We start from the raw sequence: 19,388 nt of genomic DNA on the forward strand, positions 1-19,388 counted from the left end.
TCTATACAACTAAAAAAAACTGTAATTTAAAGGAGATAAATAATCATGGAAAAAATCTTTAAAGTAACTAGCGACTCAGGAATTCATGCTCGTCCAGCAACTCTACTTGTAAACACTGCAAGCAAATTCGGTTCTGATATTAACTTAGAGTATAACGGAAAGAACGTTAACTTAAAATCAATCATGGGCGTTATGTCTTTAGGCATTCAACAAAACGCAGAAATTAAAATCACTGCAAATGGTGATGATGCAGCTCAAGCACTAGCAGCTATCGAAGAAACTATGAAAAACGAAGGATTAGGAGAATAATGACTCTTAACATTCAAGGGATCGCTGCATCAAGTGGGATTGCTATTGCAAAGGCTTTCAGACTTGAAAATCCTGAATTTAACATCGAAAAGAAATCAATTACAAACGAAGCTGCAGAAATTGCACGCTTAGACGCTGCGCTTGAGAAAGCAAAAACTGAATTAGAAGCTATTAAGGACCACGCATTTGCTGAGCTAGGTGCTGACAAAGCTGCGATCTTTGAAGCACATTTATTAGTGTTAAATGATCCAGAACTAGTAAACCCAGTAAAAGATAAAGTAAATAGCGAAAAAGTAAATGCTGAATTTGCAATGGATGAAGTTGCATCAATGTTTATTTCTATGTTTGAAAACATGGATAATGAATATATGAAAGAACGTGCTGCGGACATTCGTGACGTAACAAAACGCGTTCTTGCACATTTACTAGGAATTAACTTCTCAAATCCTGGTACAATTTCTGAAGAGGTAATCATTATTGCTGAAGATTTAACACCATCTGATACAGCTCAGTTAAACCGTAAGTATGCAAAAGGTTTCACTACTGATATCGGTGGACGTACATCTCACTCTGCAATTATGGCTCGTTCTATGGAAATTCCAGCTGTTGTTGGTACGAAAGTTGTTATGGAGAAAATCCAAAACGGCGATATCGTTATCATTGACGGTTTAGATGGAGAAGTAATTGTAAACCCATCAGAAGAAACTCTTCGTTCGTTTGAAGAAAAGAAAGCGAAATTTGAAGAGCAAAAAACTGAATGGGCAAAATTAAAAGACCAAGCTACTGTAACAAGTGATGGACATCACGTTGAGCTTGTTGCAAATATCGGAACACCAAATGATGTACAAGGTATTATCGATAATGGCGGAGAAGGCGTTGGCTTATACCGTACAGAATTCTTATACATGGGTCGTGACAATCTTCCAACAGAAGAAGAGCAGTTCGAAGCGTATAAAGCAGTTCTTGAAGGTGTAAAAGAAGGTCAACCAGTCGTTGTTCGTACACTTGACATCGGTGGAGATAAAGAGCTTCCATACTTACATTTACCAAAAGAAATGAACCCATTCTTAGGATACCGTGCAATTCGCTTATGTCTTGATGAGCAAGATGTGTTCCGTACACAACTTCGTGCATTACTTCGTGCTAGCGTATACGGTAACTTAAAAATTATGTTCCCAATGATTGCAACTCTTGATGAGTTCCGTCAAGCAAAAGCAATTTTATTAGAAGAGAAAGCGAAACTTGTAGAAGCGGGTACAACTGTTTCTGATTCTATTGAAGTTGGTATGATGGTTGAAATCCCAGCTTCAGCTGTATTAGCAGATCAATTCGCGAAAGAAGTTGACTTCTTCTCTATCGGAACAAATGATTTAATCCAATACACAATGGCTGCAGACCGTATGAACGAACAAGTATCATACTTATACCAACCATATAACCCATCTATTTTACGTCTTGTAAAAATGGTTATCGATGCTGCTCATAAAGAAGGCAAATGGGCTGGTATGTGTGGTGAGATGGCAGGCGATTCACTTGCTATCCCATTATTATTAGGATTAGGTTTAGATGAGTTCAGTATGAGTGCAACATCTATTCTTCCTGCAAGAACACAACTAAGCAAGTTGTCAAAAGCAGAAATGGAAACATTAGCAGAAAAAGCATTAATGATGTCAACTGCTGAAGAAGTTGTTGAACTAGTTAAAAGCATATAACCAATAAAAAAACCTGAGTCGATTTGAAATCGGTCTCAGGTTTTTTCTATGAGAAAAATAAATCTTATTTTCTTACTATAGAGGATAAGGAACGGAATTAGATAGCGATAGCAACGATATCAGTTGGGCATACACGTAAAATACCAGTAAAAGTATTTCGATTTTGATTGTTCTTATCGTCTTTATTGTTATCTTTGTCGTCTTTGTTATTACGAGCTAAAGCAGAGAAAAGAGCAACACCGTTAGCGAAACCTTCAAAAATTACATTGTTGAAAGTGCCATTACCTCTAATGCTTAAAAGAGAAAGTTCTGTTCCAACTGAAATGCTAGCAAGTACGTTACATACAGCTGGTTGTTGTGGTCTAACTACTTCTCTCTCTTTCTCTTTCTCATGATGTCTGCACTCTCTTTCATGATGATGACAGTCTCTAAAGTTATCACAGCATCCAAATGATCCAAACATAATCCTCATCACCCCCTTCACACTTATAATCTATGTAAGTTCGGTAGTGAGTGACTGGACAGAGAGTGGAATTTTTTCTAGGGGATTTTCTCATTTTAAATGACTAGCTGGGTGTTTAGTATGGAATGATGTTTAAAATAGGGGAAATATAACAAAAAAATGTAAAAACCACCGAAATAAATGAAATAGGTAGCCTTTACACTTTTTTACTTTTATATAAAACGATGATATATACAGGAAGAGCTAGGAGTAGTGGTACAATGGATCGTGCAGTATGTTTTTCTGATTCTAATTGGAATGCTTCTTCTTTTGGGAATTGTAAAATGGAGATGTTTGCGGCATCACCAATAAAATATAGAAGCAGTACAGTTACTATGTAACATAAAAGTGCGATAAAGCTTCCGTATGAACTCAATGAAAATCCCTCTCTTGTTATCTATTTGTTATCATTGTATCATAATTGTAACAAAAATACACGGGTATATTTCAACACCTAAACAAAATTCGACACAAAACGTCAAGTTTATTTATGATAAGGGAATAGAATATACTTTTCCATAAGTATAAATGTCGAATGATTTGTAGTAATATTACAAAAGTATGACAGGAAATAAAAAAACGAAGGCAATGTAGTTACCTTCGTTTTTTATTATTTTGCCCACTCACTCACTTGCTCTACGCTCATACGAGGTGCAGGGTGGCCTTTTAAAGTTGATTCACCAATTGTAATAAGCATAATTGGAACGTAACGAGATGAAACGTTAAATTCGTCTGTCAGTGCTTGTGGATTGAAGCCACCAATAGCACAAGTATCCCAACCAGTTGCTTTAGCTGCAAGCATAAGTTGCATTGCTGCTAAAGATGCATTTGAAAAGGCAGCATCTCTTGGGAATTGTTCACGAGCATATGCAGATTCAATATTTTTAGCTAAGCGTTCTTTTGCTTCTTCTTTCATAAATCCTTGTTCTACAATTGGACCATATACTGGCTCAACATTTTTATAAGCTTCTAAATCACCTAAAATAGCGACTACTGCAGAAGCATCAAGAATTTGTTGTTGGTTATAAGCTATTGGGTGTAATCGTTTTTGTACATCTTCACCTTGAAAAACGAGGAATTTCCAGTGTTGCAAGTTCCAAGCGGAAGGTGCTTGTGCTGCGGCTTTTAAAATCTCATGTAATTCTGTAGATGAGATTTCTTTATTTGGGTTGAATGCACGTGTAGATGTGCGTTCATATAGAACATTAAAAAAGTTGTCGTTTGTCATTGTATATCCTCCAAATTGTATATCGAATTATTTTCAAAAAAATAATATACACTACTTACATTTTGTAAGTTATCGAATTTAAGAATATAATATCTTTATTTTAATTGTCAAGTTTTAAAAATAAGCTAGGGCATTCATACAAACGATACAATTCCTACAATCATACACTAAAAAAGGAATTTATAGAGTGAAAAGCGAAGATAACATTCTCAATTAGCTTGTTAATATGTATCTCTCACAAATTAAAGTTTATTGGAGAACAGTCTTTTAAAAAAGTTTGTGAGGAATTCAGTAGAACAAGATATATGAAGTGAGTGAAGACTAGTGATGAACATACTACATTTTTTATTAGAGAATACGGTTTTCCAAAATGTGTTACAAGATCTGCAGTTAAATGTCCTTTATATAGAAAATGGATGTAAGCATCAACAAACGGTAGAAAATATCCATCCAAAATGTATGTTTATAGCAAATAGTTTTGAAGAGGGCGAACTATTATTTCAAAGAACGAAACCACACATTATCATTACGTATGTAACAGATTATTCTCAAATAAAATATATAAAGAATATGTATACTCCGCACAGTACATTCATTGTCATTTGGGATCAACAAATAACAAAAGAATTCACAGATGTACTTGCATTAGGAATACGTAATATTGTAATAGCTCCTGTAACTCCGCAAGCAGTGTTAGAGGAAGTGAATAAGAGTTTGTATCAACTTTCTTTAGTAAGGCAAGTCGGTTTGCAGCAGGAATTGCTTCAAACGATGTTTGATTTTCAAAATGATCTATTATTTATAGTAGAAGATGATGAGATTGTTGATTGTAATACAAATTTTTTAGCTTTTTTTGGATATGAAAATCTGTTTGCCTATCGTGAGCAACATTTAGTATTTGCTGAACATTTTATTAGAGAAAGTGGATACTATTCGACGACGCATGATATAACATGGTTAGACGATACTTTATCAAGTGGTAGAAGAATTAAGATGCTAAATTATGAAGGGGTAGTATCCACTTTTTTATTACGTGCGACACCATTGCCAGAAGATTTATCAAGATTTATTGTAAAGTGCACGGAAATTACAGAATTAGATGAAATCTATCAAGAGCAAGAAAGACTTGCTATGGTAGATTCATTGACAGAGATTTATAATCGTTTAAAGTTTCAACAAATACTAGAGGTAGAGTGGGAAAAGGTAATACGTAGTGATGAGAAAATAGCTATCATTTTATTTGATATAGATAATTTTAAAACGGTTAATGACACATATGGTCATGATTTTGGTGATTTGGCATTAATACAACTTGCAGAGCTTATGAAATCTAAAGTGGAGCAACAACATGTATTTGCAAGATGGGGAGGAGAAGAATTCATTATATTAGTGACAAATACAGTAGAAAAGGAAGCATTTCAAGTTGCGGAGTCATTACGATTCTTCATTGAAACAAAGCAATTCACTGGAATTTCGAAGCTAACAGCTAGCTTTGGAGTTGCGTTATATGAACAAGGAACTACAAGAGAAGAATTAATGCAACGAGCGGACATTGCATTATATGAAGCGAAAAAAAATGGGAAGAATCAAGTATGTGTGTATAGAAAAGAAAAAATGTAATTTTTCGCAACAAATTGTTGCGATTTTTTTTTATTGTTTGATAATAGAATAGGGGGACAATTTTTAGCGAAGGAATTATGGAGGATCAATATGATAAAAAAAGTAATGGTGATGGCTTCACTGTCTGCTATAGTTGGCGGCGGAGTATACTATTTTCTTGTTAGCCCCAATATAAAGGAAAACACTGTATTAACAACTAAAGTGAATCCTACTATTGAATCAGAAGTACAAGGGAATATAGAAGAAAAAGAAGAGCAACAAATTGATTATGCTAGCATATCTCAAAAATTAGATCAATATTTAGTCGGAAAGCAATTTAATGGAACAGTTTTGGTAACAGATAAAGAGCGTGTTATATTGAATAAAGGATATGGGTATGCTGATGTTCAAAATAAAATAGAAAATACGCCTCAAACAAAATATCGTATTGGTTCTATTACGAAAACAGTTGTTGCCACATCTATTTTACAGTTGCAAGAACAAGGTAAATTGAATATTCAAGATAATGTAAATAAATATATTCCTTCATTTCCGGAGAATAAAAATATTACGCTATATCATTTATTAACCCATACCTCTGGTTTACCTGAACATGCGAAAGGAAATGTGAATGCTGCTTCCCGTTTACAGTTAATTAATTGGATTGGACGTCAAAATTTAGAATTTCCTGCAGGAACAGGTTGGAGATATACAGATTATAATTATATGGTTCTTGCTTATATAATAGAACATATCTCGAAAAAACCTTTAGGAGATTACATAAAAGAAAACATATTTGTAAAAGCAGATATGCATGAATCCGGTATGGGAAATATGGTACCTGGAGATAAAAATTTTACAAAGGGTTATGTGAAAAAAAATCAAGAGCTTGTACCAGCGCAGAAGTTAGGCATGGATTGGCTATATGGTTGTGGTGAGATGTATACGACAGTTGGAGATATGAAGAAGTTAGACGAAGCAATTATAAATGGAAAACTTCTTTCTGAACAAAGTATACAAGCAATGTTTTCGCCTTCAGCAGAACGGAAATATGCATTTAGTTTTTATATATATCCAGATTATTTTCATAATCATGGTGTATTATCTGGTTGGAACACTTTCAATAATTTTAATAAAGAAAAAGGAATTTTTGTTATGTTATTTTCAAATGTAAAAAATAGTATGGATGATGACTTTAATAAAGAGTTCCGAAAGATGGTAAATGATTTATTAGAACAAAGGGGATGAGAAAATGGAACATAAAACTTTATCAATAGGTTTCATTGGTATTGGCGTAATGGGAAAAAGTATGGTTTATCACTTAATGCAAGATGGTCATAAAGTATATGTATATAATAGAACGAAAGCAAAAACAGATTCTTTAGTGCAAGATGGTGCACAATGGTGTGATACGCCAAAAGAGTTAGTGAAGCAAGTTGATATTGTAATGACAATGGTTGGATATCCACATGATGTAGAAGAAGTGTATTTTGGTATAGAAGGAATTATAGAACATGCAAAAGAAGGTACGATAGCAATTGACTTTACGACATCTACACCTACTTTAGCAAAACGTATTAATGAAGTTGCAAAAAGCAAAAATATATATACGTTAGATGCACCTGTCTCAGGAGGAGATGTTGGTGCGAAAGAAGCAAAACTCGCAATTATGGTAGGTGGAGAGAAAGAAATATATGATAGATGCTTACCTTTACTTGAAAAGTTAGGAACAAACATTCAATTACAAGGACCAGCTGGGAGTGGACAACATACAAAAATGTGCAATCAAATTGCGATTGCTTCCAATATGATTGGAGTATGTGAGGCTGTTGCTTACGCGAAGAAGGCTGGATTGAATCCAGATAAAGTGTTAGAGAGTATTTCAACAGGGGCAGCAGGTAGTTGGTCATTAAGTAATTTAGCTCCTCGAATGTTAAAAGGAGACTTTGAGCCAGGATTTTATGTAAAGCATTTTATGAAAGATATGAAAATTGCTTTAGAGGAAGCAGAAAAATTACAATTACCAGTCCCAGGCTTAAGTTTGGCGAAAGAATTGTATGAAGAGTTAATTAAGGATGGCGAAGAAAATAGTGGAACACAAGTATTATATAAAAAATATATAAGGGGGTAAACGAGGTGGACCTTCAAAAGTTTGATGAGATGATTGATACTGTACAGCGAGCTACTTGTATGCAAATTAATGAAAAACAAAAAGAAGCTTTTAAACAAAAATATGATTTTGAACCAGACTTTGAATATGGAAGAGATGAGAAGGGGCATTATGTAATTCGAACCTCTAAAAAGATGTTAGAAGAAATGGAGTTTTATTTGGCATTGAAATATGATCGTGATGGAGTGGATCTTTATATGCAAGCTGAGATTGACGGTATATTTCATGTATCTGTTAGCTATGGTGAAGATGCCCTACATCTACAAGAATTGTTTCAATTTCTAGAAGAAAATAAATAAAAGTCCTCATTTGAGGACTTTTATTTATTTAGTCATTATAAGTTAGAAGCGCGGCGACATCGTTCAACCGGGAATGGGATAATTTGTGCGATGTGATTAGGACCAAATTGTTTTGTACGAGCATGGCGTATTATATAAAAAGCACACAGAATTGAAACAGGAATAGCGCCGAATAAACCAAATAATAAAGCGCTTACACAAGATGCGACAAATCCTAAAACACCAATTTCTAACTCTTCCATAATAGCTCCTAAAATAACAGGAAATGCTCCACATGTAACTCCAAGTATAAGTGCGATAAGTAAGCTCATGATTATCCCCCTCTGTTTGCGATATTATTTTCCTTCTTAGTTAATTGTAGTATATCACATTTAAAACAGAATTTTCAGAAAAATTTCAATAAATGTTCAATAAATGTTCAAAAAATACACTTGAAAAATCAAGGCGTTAAATTTGTGATGAAATGGTACTTTTGAGTAAATAAAAAATCAGGCTTATTTCAAAAGTGAAATAAGCCTGTTCCATAGGAGGATGTATATATGTAGAGTGAATAAAAGTTTGGAAAAGGGGATCCAAGTCCTTTTATTCAACTAACTACCTTAATAGATTGGAACCCAGCCTTCAGTTGTTACAAAAATACGAATAGCTACAACTTGACGATCATCTTGCAAGGTAAAATAATGTCTTGCATTTTCTGGAACAGATATTAGATCGCCTGGCTCAAGTTCAACATCAAAGAATTTCCCATCTTTGCCTTCAATAGCGAAAATGCCATGACCACTGACGATAAAGCGGACTTCGTCGTCTGTATGATGATGTTCTTTTTGGAAATTAATTAATAATTCGTCAAGGTTAGGTGTGCTATTTGAAAGTGAAATTACATCATGTGCTTTATAACCTCGACGTGCTGAAACATCAGCGATTTCTTTTGAAAAAACAGCTAATATTTCAGCTTTGTTTTCATCTGTTAAAGAATAATTTTCATTTAAATGAGTAGGAAGTTTAGAAATATTCCATTTCTCATATAAAACGCCTTCCTCTTGTAGAAATTTAGATACTTCCACTTCATTTTCAATACGAGTATTTACTTCATGAATATGAATTTGCGCCATTAGAAACGCCTCCTTGAATTGATAATAGTTTTATATGAAATTGGAATAAAAACTCATAAGCTTCTAATCTCTTCTTTGCATCAAAGCTATCTCGGCCCCATACGGTAATACCGTGGTTACGGATTAATACCGCTCCCGAATCACCTTGTATATGCTTTCGGAAGTTTTCTCCAAGCGTTGGGATATGGGCATGGTTTTCGATAATAGGAATGTGAATTGTTGCCCCTTCTTCCCAAATATCGAGAGCTTTAATAATTTCTTGATTTTGAAGGGTAACTGCATCACTATATAAATTTGTGATGACATTATTATCAGTTGTATGAACATGAAGTACGCACCCGGCATTCGTATTGTTATAAATATGTGTATGCAATATTGTTTCTGCTGAAGGGCGTAATTCAGTCTCTAAAACGGGAACTCCTATATGATCTACTAATAGAAAATCATCTGGAGTGGTTTTTGTTTTATCTTTACCGCTTGCTGTAATGAGAAAAGTAAGTGGCTCATGACTAACTTTTATAGAAATATTACCACTTGTTGCTGGGAACCAATTTCGAGTTGTTAATTCTTTTTTTATCTCGCTTAAGTCATACCATTGACGAAAAAGTTGTTTCATGATTTCACCTCCAACAAATGTTTTAATTCATTTTGAATATCATGGAATGTTTCAAACGGTGTATAAGCAATATAATTCTCTTCACACTTTGTAATAAGGAAGTCACGAGCAAATACTTTATCTGCTTGTTTCGCAGCTTGTAAATCAGTAATTGAATCTCCAATCACAATATGGAAGTCATTCGTATCACTTAATTTTCGGATGAGTGATGATTTACATAATCCGCAATGATTTTGACAATGATGATCACAAGGATGAGGCCAATTCACCGTAATGTATTCATTTGAAAAATCTGTTTCATTACAGTAAATTTGCTCTTTTGGAATGAGTTCTTGTAAGAGTGGATAGACGAAGAAATCCATTCCACCTGATATAACGTAAAAAGAAATGTTATTTTCATTTACAAATTGTATAAATTCATGAAAACCATTACGAATTTCAGCAGTTTCTATTAAAAATTGAATAATTTCATCGTGCAGATGAGTAGGTATTAATCGAAATAATTGAGAAACACCTTCTTGAATAGATAGCTCTTGTGATAAAATTCTATTCTTTACTTCTTCAGCTTCTGGTGGTGCGAATTTTTCCATAATGGACATAATGTTATCATTATTTGTAATCGTGCCATCGAAATCACAAAATACTTGAATACTCATAATTTCACCTCATGAGAGGGATTTCCCCATATTTGTAGTGCACTATGCAAATTTATGTCATCTACTTCATGGAGTGGTTTATTTTGCAAAATAGCATCAATTGCAGTACGGAAAGCTTTACCACCGCCTTGCGCTCCATTTGGATGTCCATGTATCCCGCCGCCAGCATTAATAACAACATCTTTACCGAAATCTCGTACAATAAAGGGAACGAAACCAGGGTGAATACCAGCAGATGGAACAGAAAAGCTCTTCTTGAAAAATGCATCGTCTTCAGTTAAATATTTTGAGATAGCAAGAGCTTCCTCTTTTTCTAGCGCAACACTTCCGTATGGAGATGGGAATAATGAAAAGTCAGCCCCAGCATAGCGTAGTAGCTTTCCGAGTAATAATGGAGATGAAATTCCATATAACTTAGATGCTGAATAAGCACCACTTACAGCAGGGTGTGCCATAATAGGAACTGGGATTTCATCATCTTCTGCAAGTGATTGCAGTACATCTAGTCCGTAAGCAAATACGTTAAATAATAGAATATCAGCTCCAGCTTGCACTGCACGTTTCGCATTTTCTTTTAAATCAAAAGTTCGTCCTGTTAAATTTACGGCATATAACGTTTTATGTCCGTATGTTTCATATACGGATTGTAAAACTTCTTTTCCAGATACAATGCGTTTCGTAAGTGGTGTTAATGCATTTTCAAATAATATTTCATCATCTTTTACTATATCTACACCACCACTTGCTTGATCACGTAATTGCGTTTTTAAATACCCAATATTTCGTCCAATCATTCCTTTAAAAATACTCATTAAAAGGGGACGATCATGCACTTGTAAAAGGTTTCGAATCCCATCTATCCCGAATTTTGGACCAGGAAAATGTTCTTTCAATTCTTCTGAAAAAGTTAAGTCAATTAATTTTACTTCGCCATCAAGGGATAGCTTTCCAAATGTAGTCGTTAAAATTGCTGGTAAATCTGGACTGAAGTTTAATAACGGATATTCGATTTTAATAATTCCGCGTTTTACTTTTTTACGTAAATACGAATTCGTATGTTCATGTTCAGCTAATTCCTCAATATGAATGACGTTGCCTTTATGTTGCTTTAATTGTTCTTGCAATAATTGTGGCAAATGAGTCCAAGAGCCAATTGTTAAACCAAGTGCAATTTGCTCAGCCTTTTTTTCTAAGTTATGTGAATCATCATGGATTAAATACGTCGCTATAATTCCGCTCATTGTTATAACCTCCTAGTTAAATAAAAAAACCTCTCAGCTAAGGAGAGGTTTTTTTACAACCAGCTCCTTATCTGTCAGCATAATGCTGCGAGAATTAGCACCGTGTCTACGATTGTAGATCGGTTGCCGGGTTTCGTCGGGCTCGTCCCTCCACCTGCTCTTGATAAGAAGTATTTAGAAATGTTTAAATTTTTAAGATAACTGAATTTTGTCAGATATTTTTCATGTTGTCAATTACTTTTTGAAAAAATTTAATTTATCAATTCGATTAATGGCTTCTCGTAATCTATCTTCTGTATGCAAGAGACCAACACGGACATACCCTTCGCCATGTTCACCAAATCCAACACCAGGAGCAACTGCAACGTGTGCTTTTTCTAGTAAAATATCAGAAAATTGCTCGGATGTATAACCTTCTGGTACAGGAAGCCATGCAAAGAATGATCCGGTTGGAATGTCTACATTCCAACCAATTGAGTGACAAGCTGAAATAAGAGCGTTTCTCCGAGATTCGTAACTATTTACAAGATCTACTACACAAGACTGTGAACTTAATAGTGCTTCGCGAGCAGCATCTTGAATTGCACCAAAAATACTAACATACATATGATCTTGCAATAGGTTAATGGTTTCGATGACACTTTCATTTCCAACTGCAAAAGCAATACGCCAGCCAGCCATATTGAAAGTTTTTGATAACGTGTAAATTTCAATTCCTATATCTTTCGCACCATCTGCTTGCAAGAAACTAACAGGTTTTTGACCATCAAATCCGATAGCACCGTAAGCGAAATCGTGAACAACTAATATATTATGTTTATTAGCAAAATGAATGGTTGTATCAAAAAAATCTTTTGATGCAGTAGCACCTGTAGGGTTATTTGGATAGTTTAAAAACATTAACTTTGCCCGTTCAGCGATAGAGTCGTCAATTTTTTTATAATCCGGTAAAAAATGATTTTCTGCAATAAGCGGCATGGTTTCAAAGTGTGCCTTTGCTAAGGCAACCCCAGATAAATAATCTGGATAGCCTGGATCCGGAACGAGAATTGTATCACCAGGATTTGTAAAACAAATTGGTAATTCTACTAGTCCAGCCTTCCCACCAAACAAAATAGCAACTTCAGTTTTTGGGTTTAATTCGACGCCGTATTCACGTTTATAGAATGTAGTCACGGCTTCCTTTAAGCTTTCATGTCCGCGAAATGGCGGATATTTATGATGAATGGTCTTTTCGGCAGCATCTTGTAAAGCTTTTACGATATGCTGCGGTGTTGGTTGATCTGGATTACCTTGACCTAGATTAATAACATCGTGACCAGCTGCAACGACTTTGTTAACTTTTGCAACAAGTGAAGCGAAAAATTGTGTTGGCAATGATGTTACTATCTCAGAAGGTTGAAATAATTTCATACTTTCCACCTCTTTTGAAAGTTGTTACAATTCTAGTGACAAATGATATAATCTTTCCAGTATTTTGTAAAGAAAAAAATAAGAATGGGGCTGAAAAAATGAAAGTCGCATGTATTCAAATGGATATTGTTTTTGGAGATGTAGAAAAAAATATTGAGAATGCTAAAAATAAAATAAGCGAAGCTATGAAGGAAAGGCCAGATGTTATCGTCTTACCAGAACTATGGACAACAGGATATGATTTAACGAGACTTTCTGAAATTGCAGATAGGGATGGAGTGGAAACGAAAGAAAAGTTAATAGAATGGGCGAAGCAATATGATGTACATATTGTTGGTGGTTCTATAGCAAAGCAAACAGAGCAAGGCGTTACAAATACGATGTATGTTGTAAATAATGAAGGACAGCTAGTCAACGAATATAGTAAAGTACATTTATTTCAGCTTATGGATGAACATAAATATTTAATAGCCGGTAATGGTACGGGCGAATTTAAGCTGGATGATGTTGAATGCGCTGGAACAATTTGTTATGATATTCGTTTTCCAGAGTGGATGCGTGTCCATACTGCTAAAGGGGCAAAAGTATTATTTGTTGTAGCAGAATGGCCATTAGTTCGTTTAGCACATTGGCGTTTGCTATTGCAAGCAAGAGCAGTTGAAAATCAGTGTTATGTTGTTGCATGTAATAGAGCGGGAAAGGATCCAAATAATGTATTTGCGGGTCATTCTTTAATTGTGGACCCTTGGGGTGAAGTTGTAGTAGAGGCGAATGAAGAGGAATCAATTTTATTTGGAGAGCTTGAATTCGAGAAAATTAAAGAAGTACGTAAAGGAATTCCAGTTTTTGCGGATCGCCGTCCAGAATTATACAAATAAAATGTTGACAAGTGATTTTTATTCTTGGTATAGTCTTCAACATAAAGTTAAAAATTCAAAAAATTATACAACTCTTATCAAGAGCAGGTGGAGGGATTTGGCCCGATGAAGCCCAGCAACCGACCGTAATACCATTGTAAAATGGGGCGTTTATTACGCCAAAAGGCACGGTGCTAATTCCAGCAGAAAGTAAAACTTTCTGGCAGATAAGAGGGGAGAAGATAAACTTCAAACCTCTTTCTTAGTGGAAAGAGGTTTTTCTATGTTAGAAAAACCTCTGAATTTAAAAAGGGGGAGAAGACGATGGGATATTATTCATTAACAGAAATAACAGCTGTACAATATGCGAAAGATCATGGCTATTTTGAAGCAAAGGCAAATGTCGTTTGTCATGAAATTGGAGACGGAAACTTAAATTACGTGTTCAAATTAGATGATGGAGAGAAATCAATTATAATAAAACAAGCACTGCCTTATGCGAAAGTAGTTGGTGAAAGCTGGCCATTGTCTATAAAAAGAGCAACGATTGAAAGCAAGGCATTACAAATTTTTGCGCAGTATGTACCGGATTATGTTCCAGTAGTGTACAGTCATGATGAAGAGTTAGCGATAACGGTAATAGAAGACTTATCAAGACTAACAATTACAAGAAAAGGATTAATAGACGGAGAAGAATATCCGCTTTTATCCCAGCATATCGGCCGTTTTCTAGCACATGTTTTATTTTACACTTCAGATTTTGGTTTACAGTCAGAAGAGAAGAGGGTACTAGAAGGTACCTTTGTAAATCCGGACCTTTGTAAAATTACAGAGGAATTAGTGTTTACAGATCCGTTTGGACATTATGATACAAATGATTATGAGCCAGATTTACAGCTCGTGGTTGATGAACTTTGGAGTGATAAAACTTTAAAACTAAAAGTAGCACAATATAAATATAAGTTCTTAACAAGAAAAGAAACTCTTATTCATGGTGATTTACATACTGGTAGTATTTTTTCGTCACCTTCTGAAACGAAAGTGATTGATCCAGAATTTGCGACATATGGCCCATTTGGATTTGACATAGGTCAATTTATTGCAAATCTATTACTAAATGCTTTATCTAGAGAAGAAGAGAAAAGAAGTGTACTATTTTTCCATATAGAAAAGACGTGGAGTTATTTTGTAGAAACTTTTACAAAATTATGGATTGGAGAAGGTGTAGAAGCATATACGAAAGAAAAACAATGGTTACCAATTATTTTGCAAAATATCTTTACTGATGCAGTTGGATTTGCCGGATGTGAACTGATTCGTAGAACAATTGGTTTAGCTCATGTAGCAGATTTAGATGAAATAGAAAATAAAGAAACAAGAATTCAAGCTAAGAAACAAGCGCTATCCTTAGGTAAAGAACTAATAAAATATGAATCTAAAAGTGCTGATATTCAACTGTTTCGAACATTATTTCAACAGACAGTTTCAGGGGGCGTAAAAGCGTGAGTACAATTGTTACTGTTCCGAGATCTGTAAGCTGGAAAGGTGATGCAATTGCGGTATTAAATCAAACGAAATTGCCGCATAGCACAGAATACAAAACATTGACGACTATTGAAGAGGTTTGGAAAAGCATCGTAATGTTAGAAGTACGAGGAGCGCCTGCAATTGGAATTGTAGCTGCATTTGGCTTGGCGCTTGCATCAAAAAAATATAACACTGTACATATTGAAGAATTTCAAAAGAAGTTTAATAGAGATTGTAATTATTTAGGAACGTCACGCCCGACAGCAGTAAATTTATTTTGGGCAATTGATCGTATGAGAGAATCTATTCGAGAGATTACTACAATAAAAGAAGCACAAAAAACATTAGAAGAAGAAGCGCTTCGCATTCAGCAGGAAGATGAAGCGGTGTGCCGAAATATTGGGGAATATGCGTTAACATGTTTTAAAGATGGCGATAATATTTTAACAATCTGTAACGCTGGAAGTATCGCAACTGCCAGATATGGAACTGCATTAGCTCCCTTTTATATTGGAAAAGAGAAAGGTGTGCGTTTACATGTATATGCGTGTGAAACGAGACCAGTTTTACAAGGTGGTCGCTTAACGACCTGGGAATTGAAGCAAGCAAATATTGATGTGACCCTTATTACAGATAATACTGCAGCTCATGCTATTCAAACGAAAGAAATAAATGCAATTATTGTAGGGGCGGATCGAATTGTCGCAAATGGAGATACGGCAAATAAAATAGGGACAATGAATTTAGCTATTTTAGCAAAGCACTTTGATATCCCATTTTATGTTGCTGCGCCACTGTCAACATTTGATGTTACGAAAGAAACTGGAGCCGAAATAATTATTGAAGAAAGAGATGAAACAGAAGTTACGAAAATCTTTGGAAAACAAGTAGCACCAATTGGAACGAATGTTTATAACCCTGCATTTGACGTAACACCGAACGAATTAATTACAGGAATTATTACTGAGAAAGGTATTATAAGCGGGGATTATAAACGAGAAATTGCATCATTATTTGAAAAACAGGCTAATACATAATAGCTTGTTTTTTTATGCCTAAATGTATTGTTTTCTCTTACTTATATAATGAAAGGAGGAGAAGAGGATGGAAGAGTGGATCAAGATGATAGGTAATGTAGGGTTTCCAATTGTTGTAACATTATATTTACTCCACCGTATTGAAAGTAAATTAGAGGGGGTAATTGTTGCAATTGAGAAGCTCCCGCGGCAATTACTAAAGTACGAAGATCCTCGCAATAAAAAATAAAGTTTGCTCTTCTTGAGCAAACTTTATTTTTTATTGAGCAGTATAGCCACCATCGATAACGACAGCTTGACCAGTAATACCTTTAGCTTTTTCACTCGCTAAAAACATAGCATAATCAGCGATTTCTTGTACTTGTAATAAGCGCTTTTGTGGGACGAGTGGATAAATAACATCTTCTAAAACATTTTCAAGTGGTACATTTCGTGTAGTAGCTAAGTCTTGTAGTTGATTACGTACAAGAGGGGTATCGACATAACCAGGGCAAAGGGCATTAACAGTAATACCATGCGTAGCACCTTCTAAAGCGGCAACTTTTGTTAATCCAATTACGCCATGTTTTGCGCTATTGTAGGCAGCTTTTCCAGCAAACCCGACAAGGCCGTTAATAGAAGCGACATTAATAATACGACCATATTTTTGTTGTTTCATAATCGGAAAGGCATGCTTAATTGCGATAAACGGAGCAATTTGCATAATTTGAATTAGTAGCTCAAACTTTTCCGTTGGAAAGTCTTCAATGGGTGAAACGTGTTGCATTCCTGCGTTGTTAATTAATATATCTAATGAACCGAAATGACTAACTGTTTGAGAAATTGATGCTGTAATTTCCTCTTCAGATGTAACGTCACATTTTAAACCGATAGCTTGAAAACCTTCACTTTGCAATTGCTCAGCAGCTTCTTTCGCACGTTCTTCAAGACGATCAGTAATTACAACTTTTGCACCTTCTTTTGCAAAAGTATTTCCCATTTCATATCCAATACCACTCGCAGCACCTGTTAAAAAGACAACTCGATTTGTAACCATGATGAAAAACATCCCTTCATAATAAAGTTTTCATAGTGCTCTATTTAGAGAGGTTATAATGAAAATCCTGCAAACATTTGGAAAAAATATCGTTAGCTATCTTGTTTTGCAAAATAGTCTTTGCTATACTATTTTGTAAAGCAAGATACTTACACTTATCTATCTTGTAAAACAAGATAGTAGGAGGATTTGAATTATGTCGACAAGTCAAATGCTGAAAGGGATCTTAGAAGGATGCTTACTTGCTATTATTTCTGAAGGCGAAATATACGGTTATGAAATGAGTGAGAAGCTAGCAAAGTATGGTTTTACAATGGCGAGTGAGGGAAGTATTTATCCGTTATTAATACGAATGCAAAAAGAAGGACTAATAACAAGCGTAATGAAGGAATCTCCATCTGGTCCAAAGAGAAAATATTACACATTAACAGAAAAAGGCGAGGAAGCACTTGATGAATTTATGGATCGCTGGGAAGCGATGCAAAGTAGTGTAGAACGTCTACTTGAAGGGAAGGGAAGGAGAAAATAATGTTATCAAGTGAAGCACGAAAGTTTTTGTTAGATATGAGATTATTTTTGACGGCAAAGAGTGTGAAAGAAAGTGATATTGAAAACTTTTTAGAAGACGCAGAACTTCATTTAATAGAAGGTGAGAGTGAGGGGAAGAGTGTAGAAGATATTTTCGGAAGCTCACCGAAAGAATATGCAAATGAACTTGTAAAAGTGATGGAAAGAGATAGACAGGAAACGTGGAAGCAAATTGGTTTTACAGTAATGAATATCGTATCTTTTTGGATTATTGCTTCTATCTTAATAGTGAATAATGGAATGTTACAGATTTCACTTATTCAGTGTATCGGTTACAGTTTTTCATTGATTTTAGTTGTTATGGGTCCTAATTTTCTACTTCGCAAAATGACCTTCGTCACAAGCTTTACAAAAACATGGTTTTCCATGTGGTCTTTAGTTATGATTGCTCCATTGTTTTTATTAGGAGCTGTTACGATATTAGATGTGATATATCCTACAAAAATGCTCACATTCACCGAAGTTCAAAGTTATATAGTAGCTGGTGGGATTTTTATCATAACAGTAGCTATAAATATATATTTTGAAGGATGGTTTAAAAACTTATATTTAATCATTCCGCTTTCTATTATGTTAATGTTTAAAACATTTACATCTGAAGATCTTATGCCAATGTTATTTCAAATTATATGTTTATACGGAAGTTTGTTTATTTTAATTTTCCTTGAAATTATGATGAAGACGAATAGAAGAGAAATGGTTAAATAAGGGAGGGGTTATAATGAATGTTTCTAAAGAAGGAGAAAAGTTTTTAATCGATACGAAAGTATATTTAATAACAAAAGGGATTAAAGAAGAAGAGGTGGACGCCTTTCTAGAAGATGCAGAACTTCATTTAATAGAAGGTGAAAAAAAGGGGAAGACGGTAAGGGACATATTTGGTGACTCACCAAAAGAGTATGCGGAAGAATTAGCGAAAGAGATGGAGAAGGATAAAAGCGGGAGTATAAAGACTATTTTAGGAATGATAATTGGAATAGGAGGATATTGGTTACTTACAAATATTTTATTTGGAAATCCGAATCAACAATTTACGTTAACGAATGTACAGTTAATCGGTTATCCTATCGTTTTAATCATTACGATTATTGGAACGATTGTTGCGTTTAGAATGTCTTCTTTTAAAAGTAAATTAGTAGAGTTTGGAATTATTTATGTAGTAGTGATGATACCTATTTTATTATTAGTGTTATTAATATTTATGAATAAATGGTATGGGACGCCAATTTTACAATTGTCGACAATACAGACATATATATTAGCAGTAACTATATTTTTATTACTTCTTATTGGTGAAGTATATGTTCTTGGTTGGATGGGTGTTGTGGTACTAATTGTTCCTCTTGCGATTATGTTCTTATTTAAAGACTTAGAAGAAAGAAATGTATTTTGGGGAATTGCAAAGATCTTACTTATGTATGGAAGTATATATGGATTAATGAGATGGTCTTTAAAAATTGAAGAAAGAAAAATTGGGAACTAGAAA

General features: G+C 34.6%; 23 protein-coding genes and 2 riboswitches. Of the genes, 13 read left to right on the forward strand and 10 right to left on the reverse strand.

What is annotated here, in order from left to right:
- The first annotated feature begins 45 nt into the window (after nt 1-45).
- Both ptsH and ptsP read left to right on the forward strand, forming a co-directional pair.
- Entirely contained in the window at nt 46-309 is a 264-nt protein-coding gene (gene ptsH, locus H6481_RS01925) for a phosphocarrier protein HPr (RefSeq protein WP_000411080.1), read from the forward strand.
- Nucleotides 309-2,021 carry a phosphoenolpyruvate--protein phosphotransferase gene (gene ptsP / locus H6481_RS01930; RefSeq protein ID WP_000174216.1) on the forward strand — a complete coding sequence of 571 codons (1,713 nt, stop codon included), beginning with the start codon at nt 309-311 and terminating at the stop codon, nt 2,019-2,021. Before ptsH ends, ptsP begins: the two co-directional genes overlap by 1 nt.
- A gap of 97 nt (nt 2,022-2,118) precedes the next feature.
- Here ptsP and H6481_RS01935 read toward each other — a convergent pair whose 3' ends face one another.
- From H6481_RS01935 to H6481_RS01945, 3 genes are all read right to left on the reverse strand, one after another.
- Nucleotides 2,119-2,484, reverse strand: coding sequence for a DUF3915 domain-containing protein (locus H6481_RS01935; RefSeq protein ID WP_000468017.1), 366 nt, complete (start codon nt 2,482-2,484; stop codon nt 2,119-2,121).
- A gap of 196 nt (nt 2,485-2,680) precedes the next feature.
- Nucleotides 2,681-2,899, reverse strand: coding sequence for a hypothetical protein (locus H6481_RS01940; RefSeq protein ID WP_000100485.1), 219 nt, complete (start codon nt 2,897-2,899; stop codon nt 2,681-2,683).
- Between the two features lie 234 nt (nt 2,900-3,133).
- Nucleotides 3,134-3,751, reverse strand: coding sequence for a nitroreductase family protein (locus tag H6481_RS01945; RefSeq protein ID WP_000180387.1), 618 nt, complete (start codon nt 3,749-3,751; stop codon nt 3,134-3,136).
- Nucleotides 3,752-4,078: 327 nt separating this feature from the next.
- Here H6481_RS01945 and H6481_RS01950 point away from each other — a divergent pair, with 327 nt between their 5' ends.
- The 4 genes from H6481_RS01950 to H6481_RS01965 all read left to right on the forward strand — a co-directional run bounded on the left by H6481_RS01950 (nt 4,079) and on the right by H6481_RS01965 (nt 7,819).
- A complete protein-coding gene (locus H6481_RS01950) occupies nt 4,079-5,371 on the forward strand; it encodes a GGDEF domain-containing protein (protein ID WP_001023187.1) in 1,293 nt (430 codons plus the stop codon).
- Between the two features lie 90 nt (nt 5,372-5,461).
- On the forward strand, nt 5,462-6,598 hold the full coding sequence (locus H6481_RS01955; protein ID WP_000592902.1) for a serine hydrolase: 1,137 nt from the start codon (nt 5,462-5,464) through the stop codon (nt 6,596-6,598).
- 4 nt (nt 6,599-6,602) lie between these two features.
- Nucleotides 6,603-7,481: an NAD(P)-dependent oxidoreductase gene (locus tag H6481_RS01960; RefSeq protein WP_000400437.1), complete on the forward strand. Its 879-nt coding sequence runs from the start codon at nt 6,603-6,605 to the stop codon at nt 7,479-7,481.
- A 5-nt stretch (nt 7,482-7,486) separates the two neighbouring features.
- A complete protein-coding gene (locus H6481_RS01965) occupies nt 7,487-7,819 on the forward strand; it encodes a DUF3909 family protein (RefSeq protein WP_000365617.1) in 333 nt (110 codons plus the stop codon).
- 35 nt (nt 7,820-7,854) lie between these two features.
- Here the strand turns inward: H6481_RS01965 and H6481_RS01970 are convergent, their stop codons facing one another.
- The 6 genes from H6481_RS01970 to H6481_RS01995 form a co-directional block, all read right to left on the reverse strand.
- On the reverse strand, nt 7,855-8,130 hold the full coding sequence (locus tag H6481_RS01970) for a hypothetical protein (RefSeq protein ID WP_000054659.1): 276 nt from the start codon (nt 8,128-8,130) through the stop codon (nt 7,855-7,857).
- A gap of 288 nt (nt 8,131-8,418) precedes the next feature.
- Nucleotides 8,419-8,931 carry a cupin domain-containing protein gene (locus H6481_RS01975; protein ID WP_000057209.1) on the reverse strand — a complete coding sequence of 171 codons (513 nt, stop codon included), beginning with the start codon at nt 8,929-8,931 and terminating at the stop codon, nt 8,419-8,421.
- Nucleotides 8,909-9,547 carry a methylthioribulose 1-phosphate dehydratase gene (locus tag H6481_RS01980; RefSeq protein WP_182810985.1) on the reverse strand — a complete coding sequence of 213 codons (639 nt, stop codon included), beginning with the start codon at nt 9,545-9,547 and terminating at the stop codon, nt 8,909-8,911. The genes H6481_RS01975 and H6481_RS01980 overlap by 23 nt, the downstream gene beginning before the upstream one ends.
- Nucleotides 9,544-10,203 carry a 2-hydroxy-3-keto-5-methylthiopentenyl-1-phosphate phosphatase gene (gene mtnX, locus H6481_RS01985; RefSeq protein ID WP_065485100.1) on the reverse strand — a complete coding sequence of 220 codons (660 nt, stop codon included), beginning with the start codon at nt 10,201-10,203 and terminating at the stop codon, nt 9,544-9,546. The genes H6481_RS01980 and mtnX overlap by 4 nt, the downstream gene beginning before the upstream one ends.
- On the reverse strand, nt 10,200-11,444 hold the full coding sequence (mtnW, locus tag H6481_RS01990) for a 2,3-diketo-5-methylthiopentyl-1-phosphate enolase (RefSeq protein ID WP_182810987.1): 1,245 nt from the start codon (nt 11,442-11,444) through the stop codon (nt 10,200-10,202). The genes mtnX and mtnW overlap by 4 nt, the downstream gene beginning before the upstream one ends.
- A 64-nt stretch (nt 11,445-11,508) precedes the next feature.
- Nucleotides 11,509-11,614, reverse strand: a riboswitch (SAM riboswitch).
- Nucleotides 11,615-11,678: 64 nt separating this feature from the next.
- The gene (locus H6481_RS01995) at nt 11,679-12,857 is read right to left on the reverse strand and encodes a pyridoxal phosphate-dependent aminotransferase (RefSeq protein ID WP_053563713.1); all 1,179 of its coding nucleotides are present in this window, start codon (nt 12,855-12,857) and stop codon (nt 11,679-11,681) included.
- 14 nt (nt 12,858-12,871) lie between these two features.
- Here H6481_RS01995 and H6481_RS02000 point away from each other — a divergent pair, with 14 nt between their 5' ends.
- From H6481_RS02000 to H6481_RS02015, 4 genes are all read left to right on the forward strand, one after another.
- Entirely contained in the window at nt 12,872-13,735 is an 864-nt protein-coding gene (locus H6481_RS02000) for a carbon-nitrogen family hydrolase (RefSeq protein ID WP_016512349.1), read from the forward strand.
- Between the two features lie 71 nt (nt 13,736-13,806).
- A riboswitch (SAM riboswitch) is annotated at nt 13,807-13,948 on the forward strand.
- 90 nt (nt 13,949-14,038) lie between these two features.
- Complete coding sequence (mtnK, locus tag H6481_RS02005; RefSeq protein ID WP_053563714.1) at nt 14,039-15,220, forward strand: S-methyl-5-thioribose kinase; 1,182 nt, start codon at nt 14,039-14,041, stop codon at nt 15,218-15,220.
- Nucleotides 15,217-16,278: an S-methyl-5-thioribose-1-phosphate isomerase gene (gene mtnA, locus H6481_RS02010; RefSeq protein ID WP_053563715.1), complete on the forward strand. Its 1,062-nt coding sequence runs from the start codon at nt 15,217-15,219 to the stop codon at nt 16,276-16,278. Before mtnK ends, mtnA begins: the two co-directional genes overlap by 4 nt.
- Nucleotides 16,279-16,345: 67 nt before the next feature.
- Entirely contained in the window at nt 16,346-16,507 is a 162-nt protein-coding gene (locus H6481_RS02015) for a YvrJ family protein (RefSeq protein WP_000393338.1), read from the forward strand.
- A 30-nt stretch (nt 16,508-16,537) separates the two neighbouring features.
- On the opposite strand, the gene H6481_RS02020 is transcribed toward H6481_RS02015, so the two are convergent.
- The gene (locus tag H6481_RS02020; protein ID WP_071729753.1) at nt 16,538-17,314 is read right to left on the reverse strand and encodes a 3-hydroxybutyrate dehydrogenase; all 777 of its coding nucleotides are present in this window, start codon (nt 17,312-17,314) and stop codon (nt 16,538-16,540) included.
- Between the two features lie 196 nt (nt 17,315-17,510).
- Here H6481_RS02020 and H6481_RS02025 point away from each other — a divergent pair, with 196 nt between their 5' ends.
- From H6481_RS02025 to H6481_RS02035, 3 genes are read left to right on the forward strand one after another with little or no spacing between them, the layout of a single operon-like run.
- A complete protein-coding gene (locus H6481_RS02025) occupies nt 17,511-17,843 on the forward strand; it encodes a PadR family transcriptional regulator (RefSeq protein WP_000107977.1) in 333 nt (110 codons plus the stop codon).
- Nucleotides 17,843-18,610 (forward strand): DUF1129 domain-containing protein, encoded by a 768-nt coding sequence (locus tag H6481_RS02030; RefSeq protein ID WP_053563717.1) that lies wholly within the window; start codon nt 17,843-17,845, stop codon nt 18,608-18,610. Before H6481_RS02025 ends, H6481_RS02030 begins: the two co-directional genes overlap by 1 nt.
- A gap of 13 nt (nt 18,611-18,623) precedes the next feature.
- Entirely contained in the window at nt 18,624-19,385 is a 762-nt protein-coding gene (locus H6481_RS02035) for a DUF1129 domain-containing protein (protein WP_001103075.1), read from the forward strand.
- Nucleotides 19,386-19,388 lie beyond the last annotated feature (3 nt).

Source organism: Bacillus sp. ME78, from assembly GCF_903970865.1.
GTDB lineage: Bacteria > Bacillota > Bacilli > Bacillales > Bacillaceae_G > Bacillus_A > Bacillus_A cereus.

Excerpts from the sequence above, each read along its gene's own strand:
- mtnW (WP_182810987.1), bottom strand. The coding sequence starts at position 11,444 with ATGAGCGGAATTATAGCGACGTATTTAATCCATGATGATTCACATAAC.
- H6481_RS01975 (WP_000057209.1), bottom strand. The coding sequence starts at position 8,931 with ATGGCGCAAATTCATATTCATGAAGTAAATACTCGTATTGAAAATGAA.
- H6481_RS02025 (WP_000107977.1), top strand. The coding sequence starts at position 17,511 with ATGTCGACAAGTCAAATGCTGAAAGGGATCTTAGAAGGATGCTTACTT.
- H6481_RS02030 (WP_053563717.1), top strand. The coding sequence starts at position 17,843 with ATGTTATCAAGTGAAGCACGAAAGTTTTTGTTAGATATGAGATTATTT.
- mtnK (WP_053563714.1), top strand. The coding sequence starts at position 14,039 with ATGGGATATTATTCATTAACAGAAATAACAGCTGTACAATATGCGAAA.
- H6481_RS01935 (WP_000468017.1), bottom strand. The coding sequence starts at position 2,484 with ATGTTTGGATCATTTGGATGCTGTGATAACTTTAGAGACTGTCATCAT.
- ptsP (WP_000174216.1), top strand. The coding sequence starts at position 309 with ATGACTCTTAACATTCAAGGGATCGCTGCATCAAGTGGGATTGCTATT.
- H6481_RS01960 (WP_000400437.1), top strand. The coding sequence starts at position 6,603 with ATGGAACATAAAACTTTATCAATAGGTTTCATTGGTATTGGCGTAATG.
- H6481_RS02015 (WP_000393338.1), top strand. The coding sequence starts at position 16,346 with ATGGAAGAGTGGATCAAGATGATAGGTAATGTAGGGTTTCCAATTGTT.
- H6481_RS01980 (WP_182810985.1), bottom strand. The coding sequence starts at position 9,547 with ATGAAACAACTTTTTCGTCAATGGTATGACTTAAGCGAGATAAAAAAA.
- ptsH (WP_000411080.1), top strand. The coding sequence starts at position 46 with ATGGAAAAAATCTTTAAAGTAACTAGCGACTCAGGAATTCATGCTCGT.
- H6481_RS01950 (WP_001023187.1), top strand. The coding sequence starts at position 4,079 with ATGAACATACTACATTTTTTATTAGAGAATACGGTTTTCCAAAATGTG.
- H6481_RS01970 (WP_000054659.1), bottom strand. The coding sequence starts at position 8,130 with ATGAGCTTACTTATCGCACTTATACTTGGAGTTACATGTGGAGCATTT.
- H6481_RS01955 (WP_000592902.1), top strand. The coding sequence starts at position 5,462 with ATGATAAAAAAAGTAATGGTGATGGCTTCACTGTCTGCTATAGTTGGC.
- H6481_RS01945 (WP_000180387.1), bottom strand. The coding sequence starts at position 3,751 with ATGACAAACGACAACTTTTTTAATGTTCTATATGAACGCACATCTACA.
- H6481_RS02035 (WP_001103075.1), top strand. The coding sequence starts at position 18,624 with ATGAATGTTTCTAAAGAAGGAGAAAAGTTTTTAATCGATACGAAAGTA.
- mtnX (WP_065485100.1), bottom strand. The coding sequence starts at position 10,203 with ATGAGTATTCAAGTATTTTGTGATTTCGATGGCACGATTACAAATAAT.
- H6481_RS01995 (WP_053563713.1), bottom strand. The coding sequence starts at position 12,857 with ATGAAATTATTTCAACCTTCTGAGATAGTAACATCATTGCCAACACAA.
- H6481_RS02020 (WP_071729753.1), bottom strand. The coding sequence starts at position 17,314 with ATGGTTACAAATCGAGTTGTCTTTTTAACAGGTGCTGCGAGTGGTATT.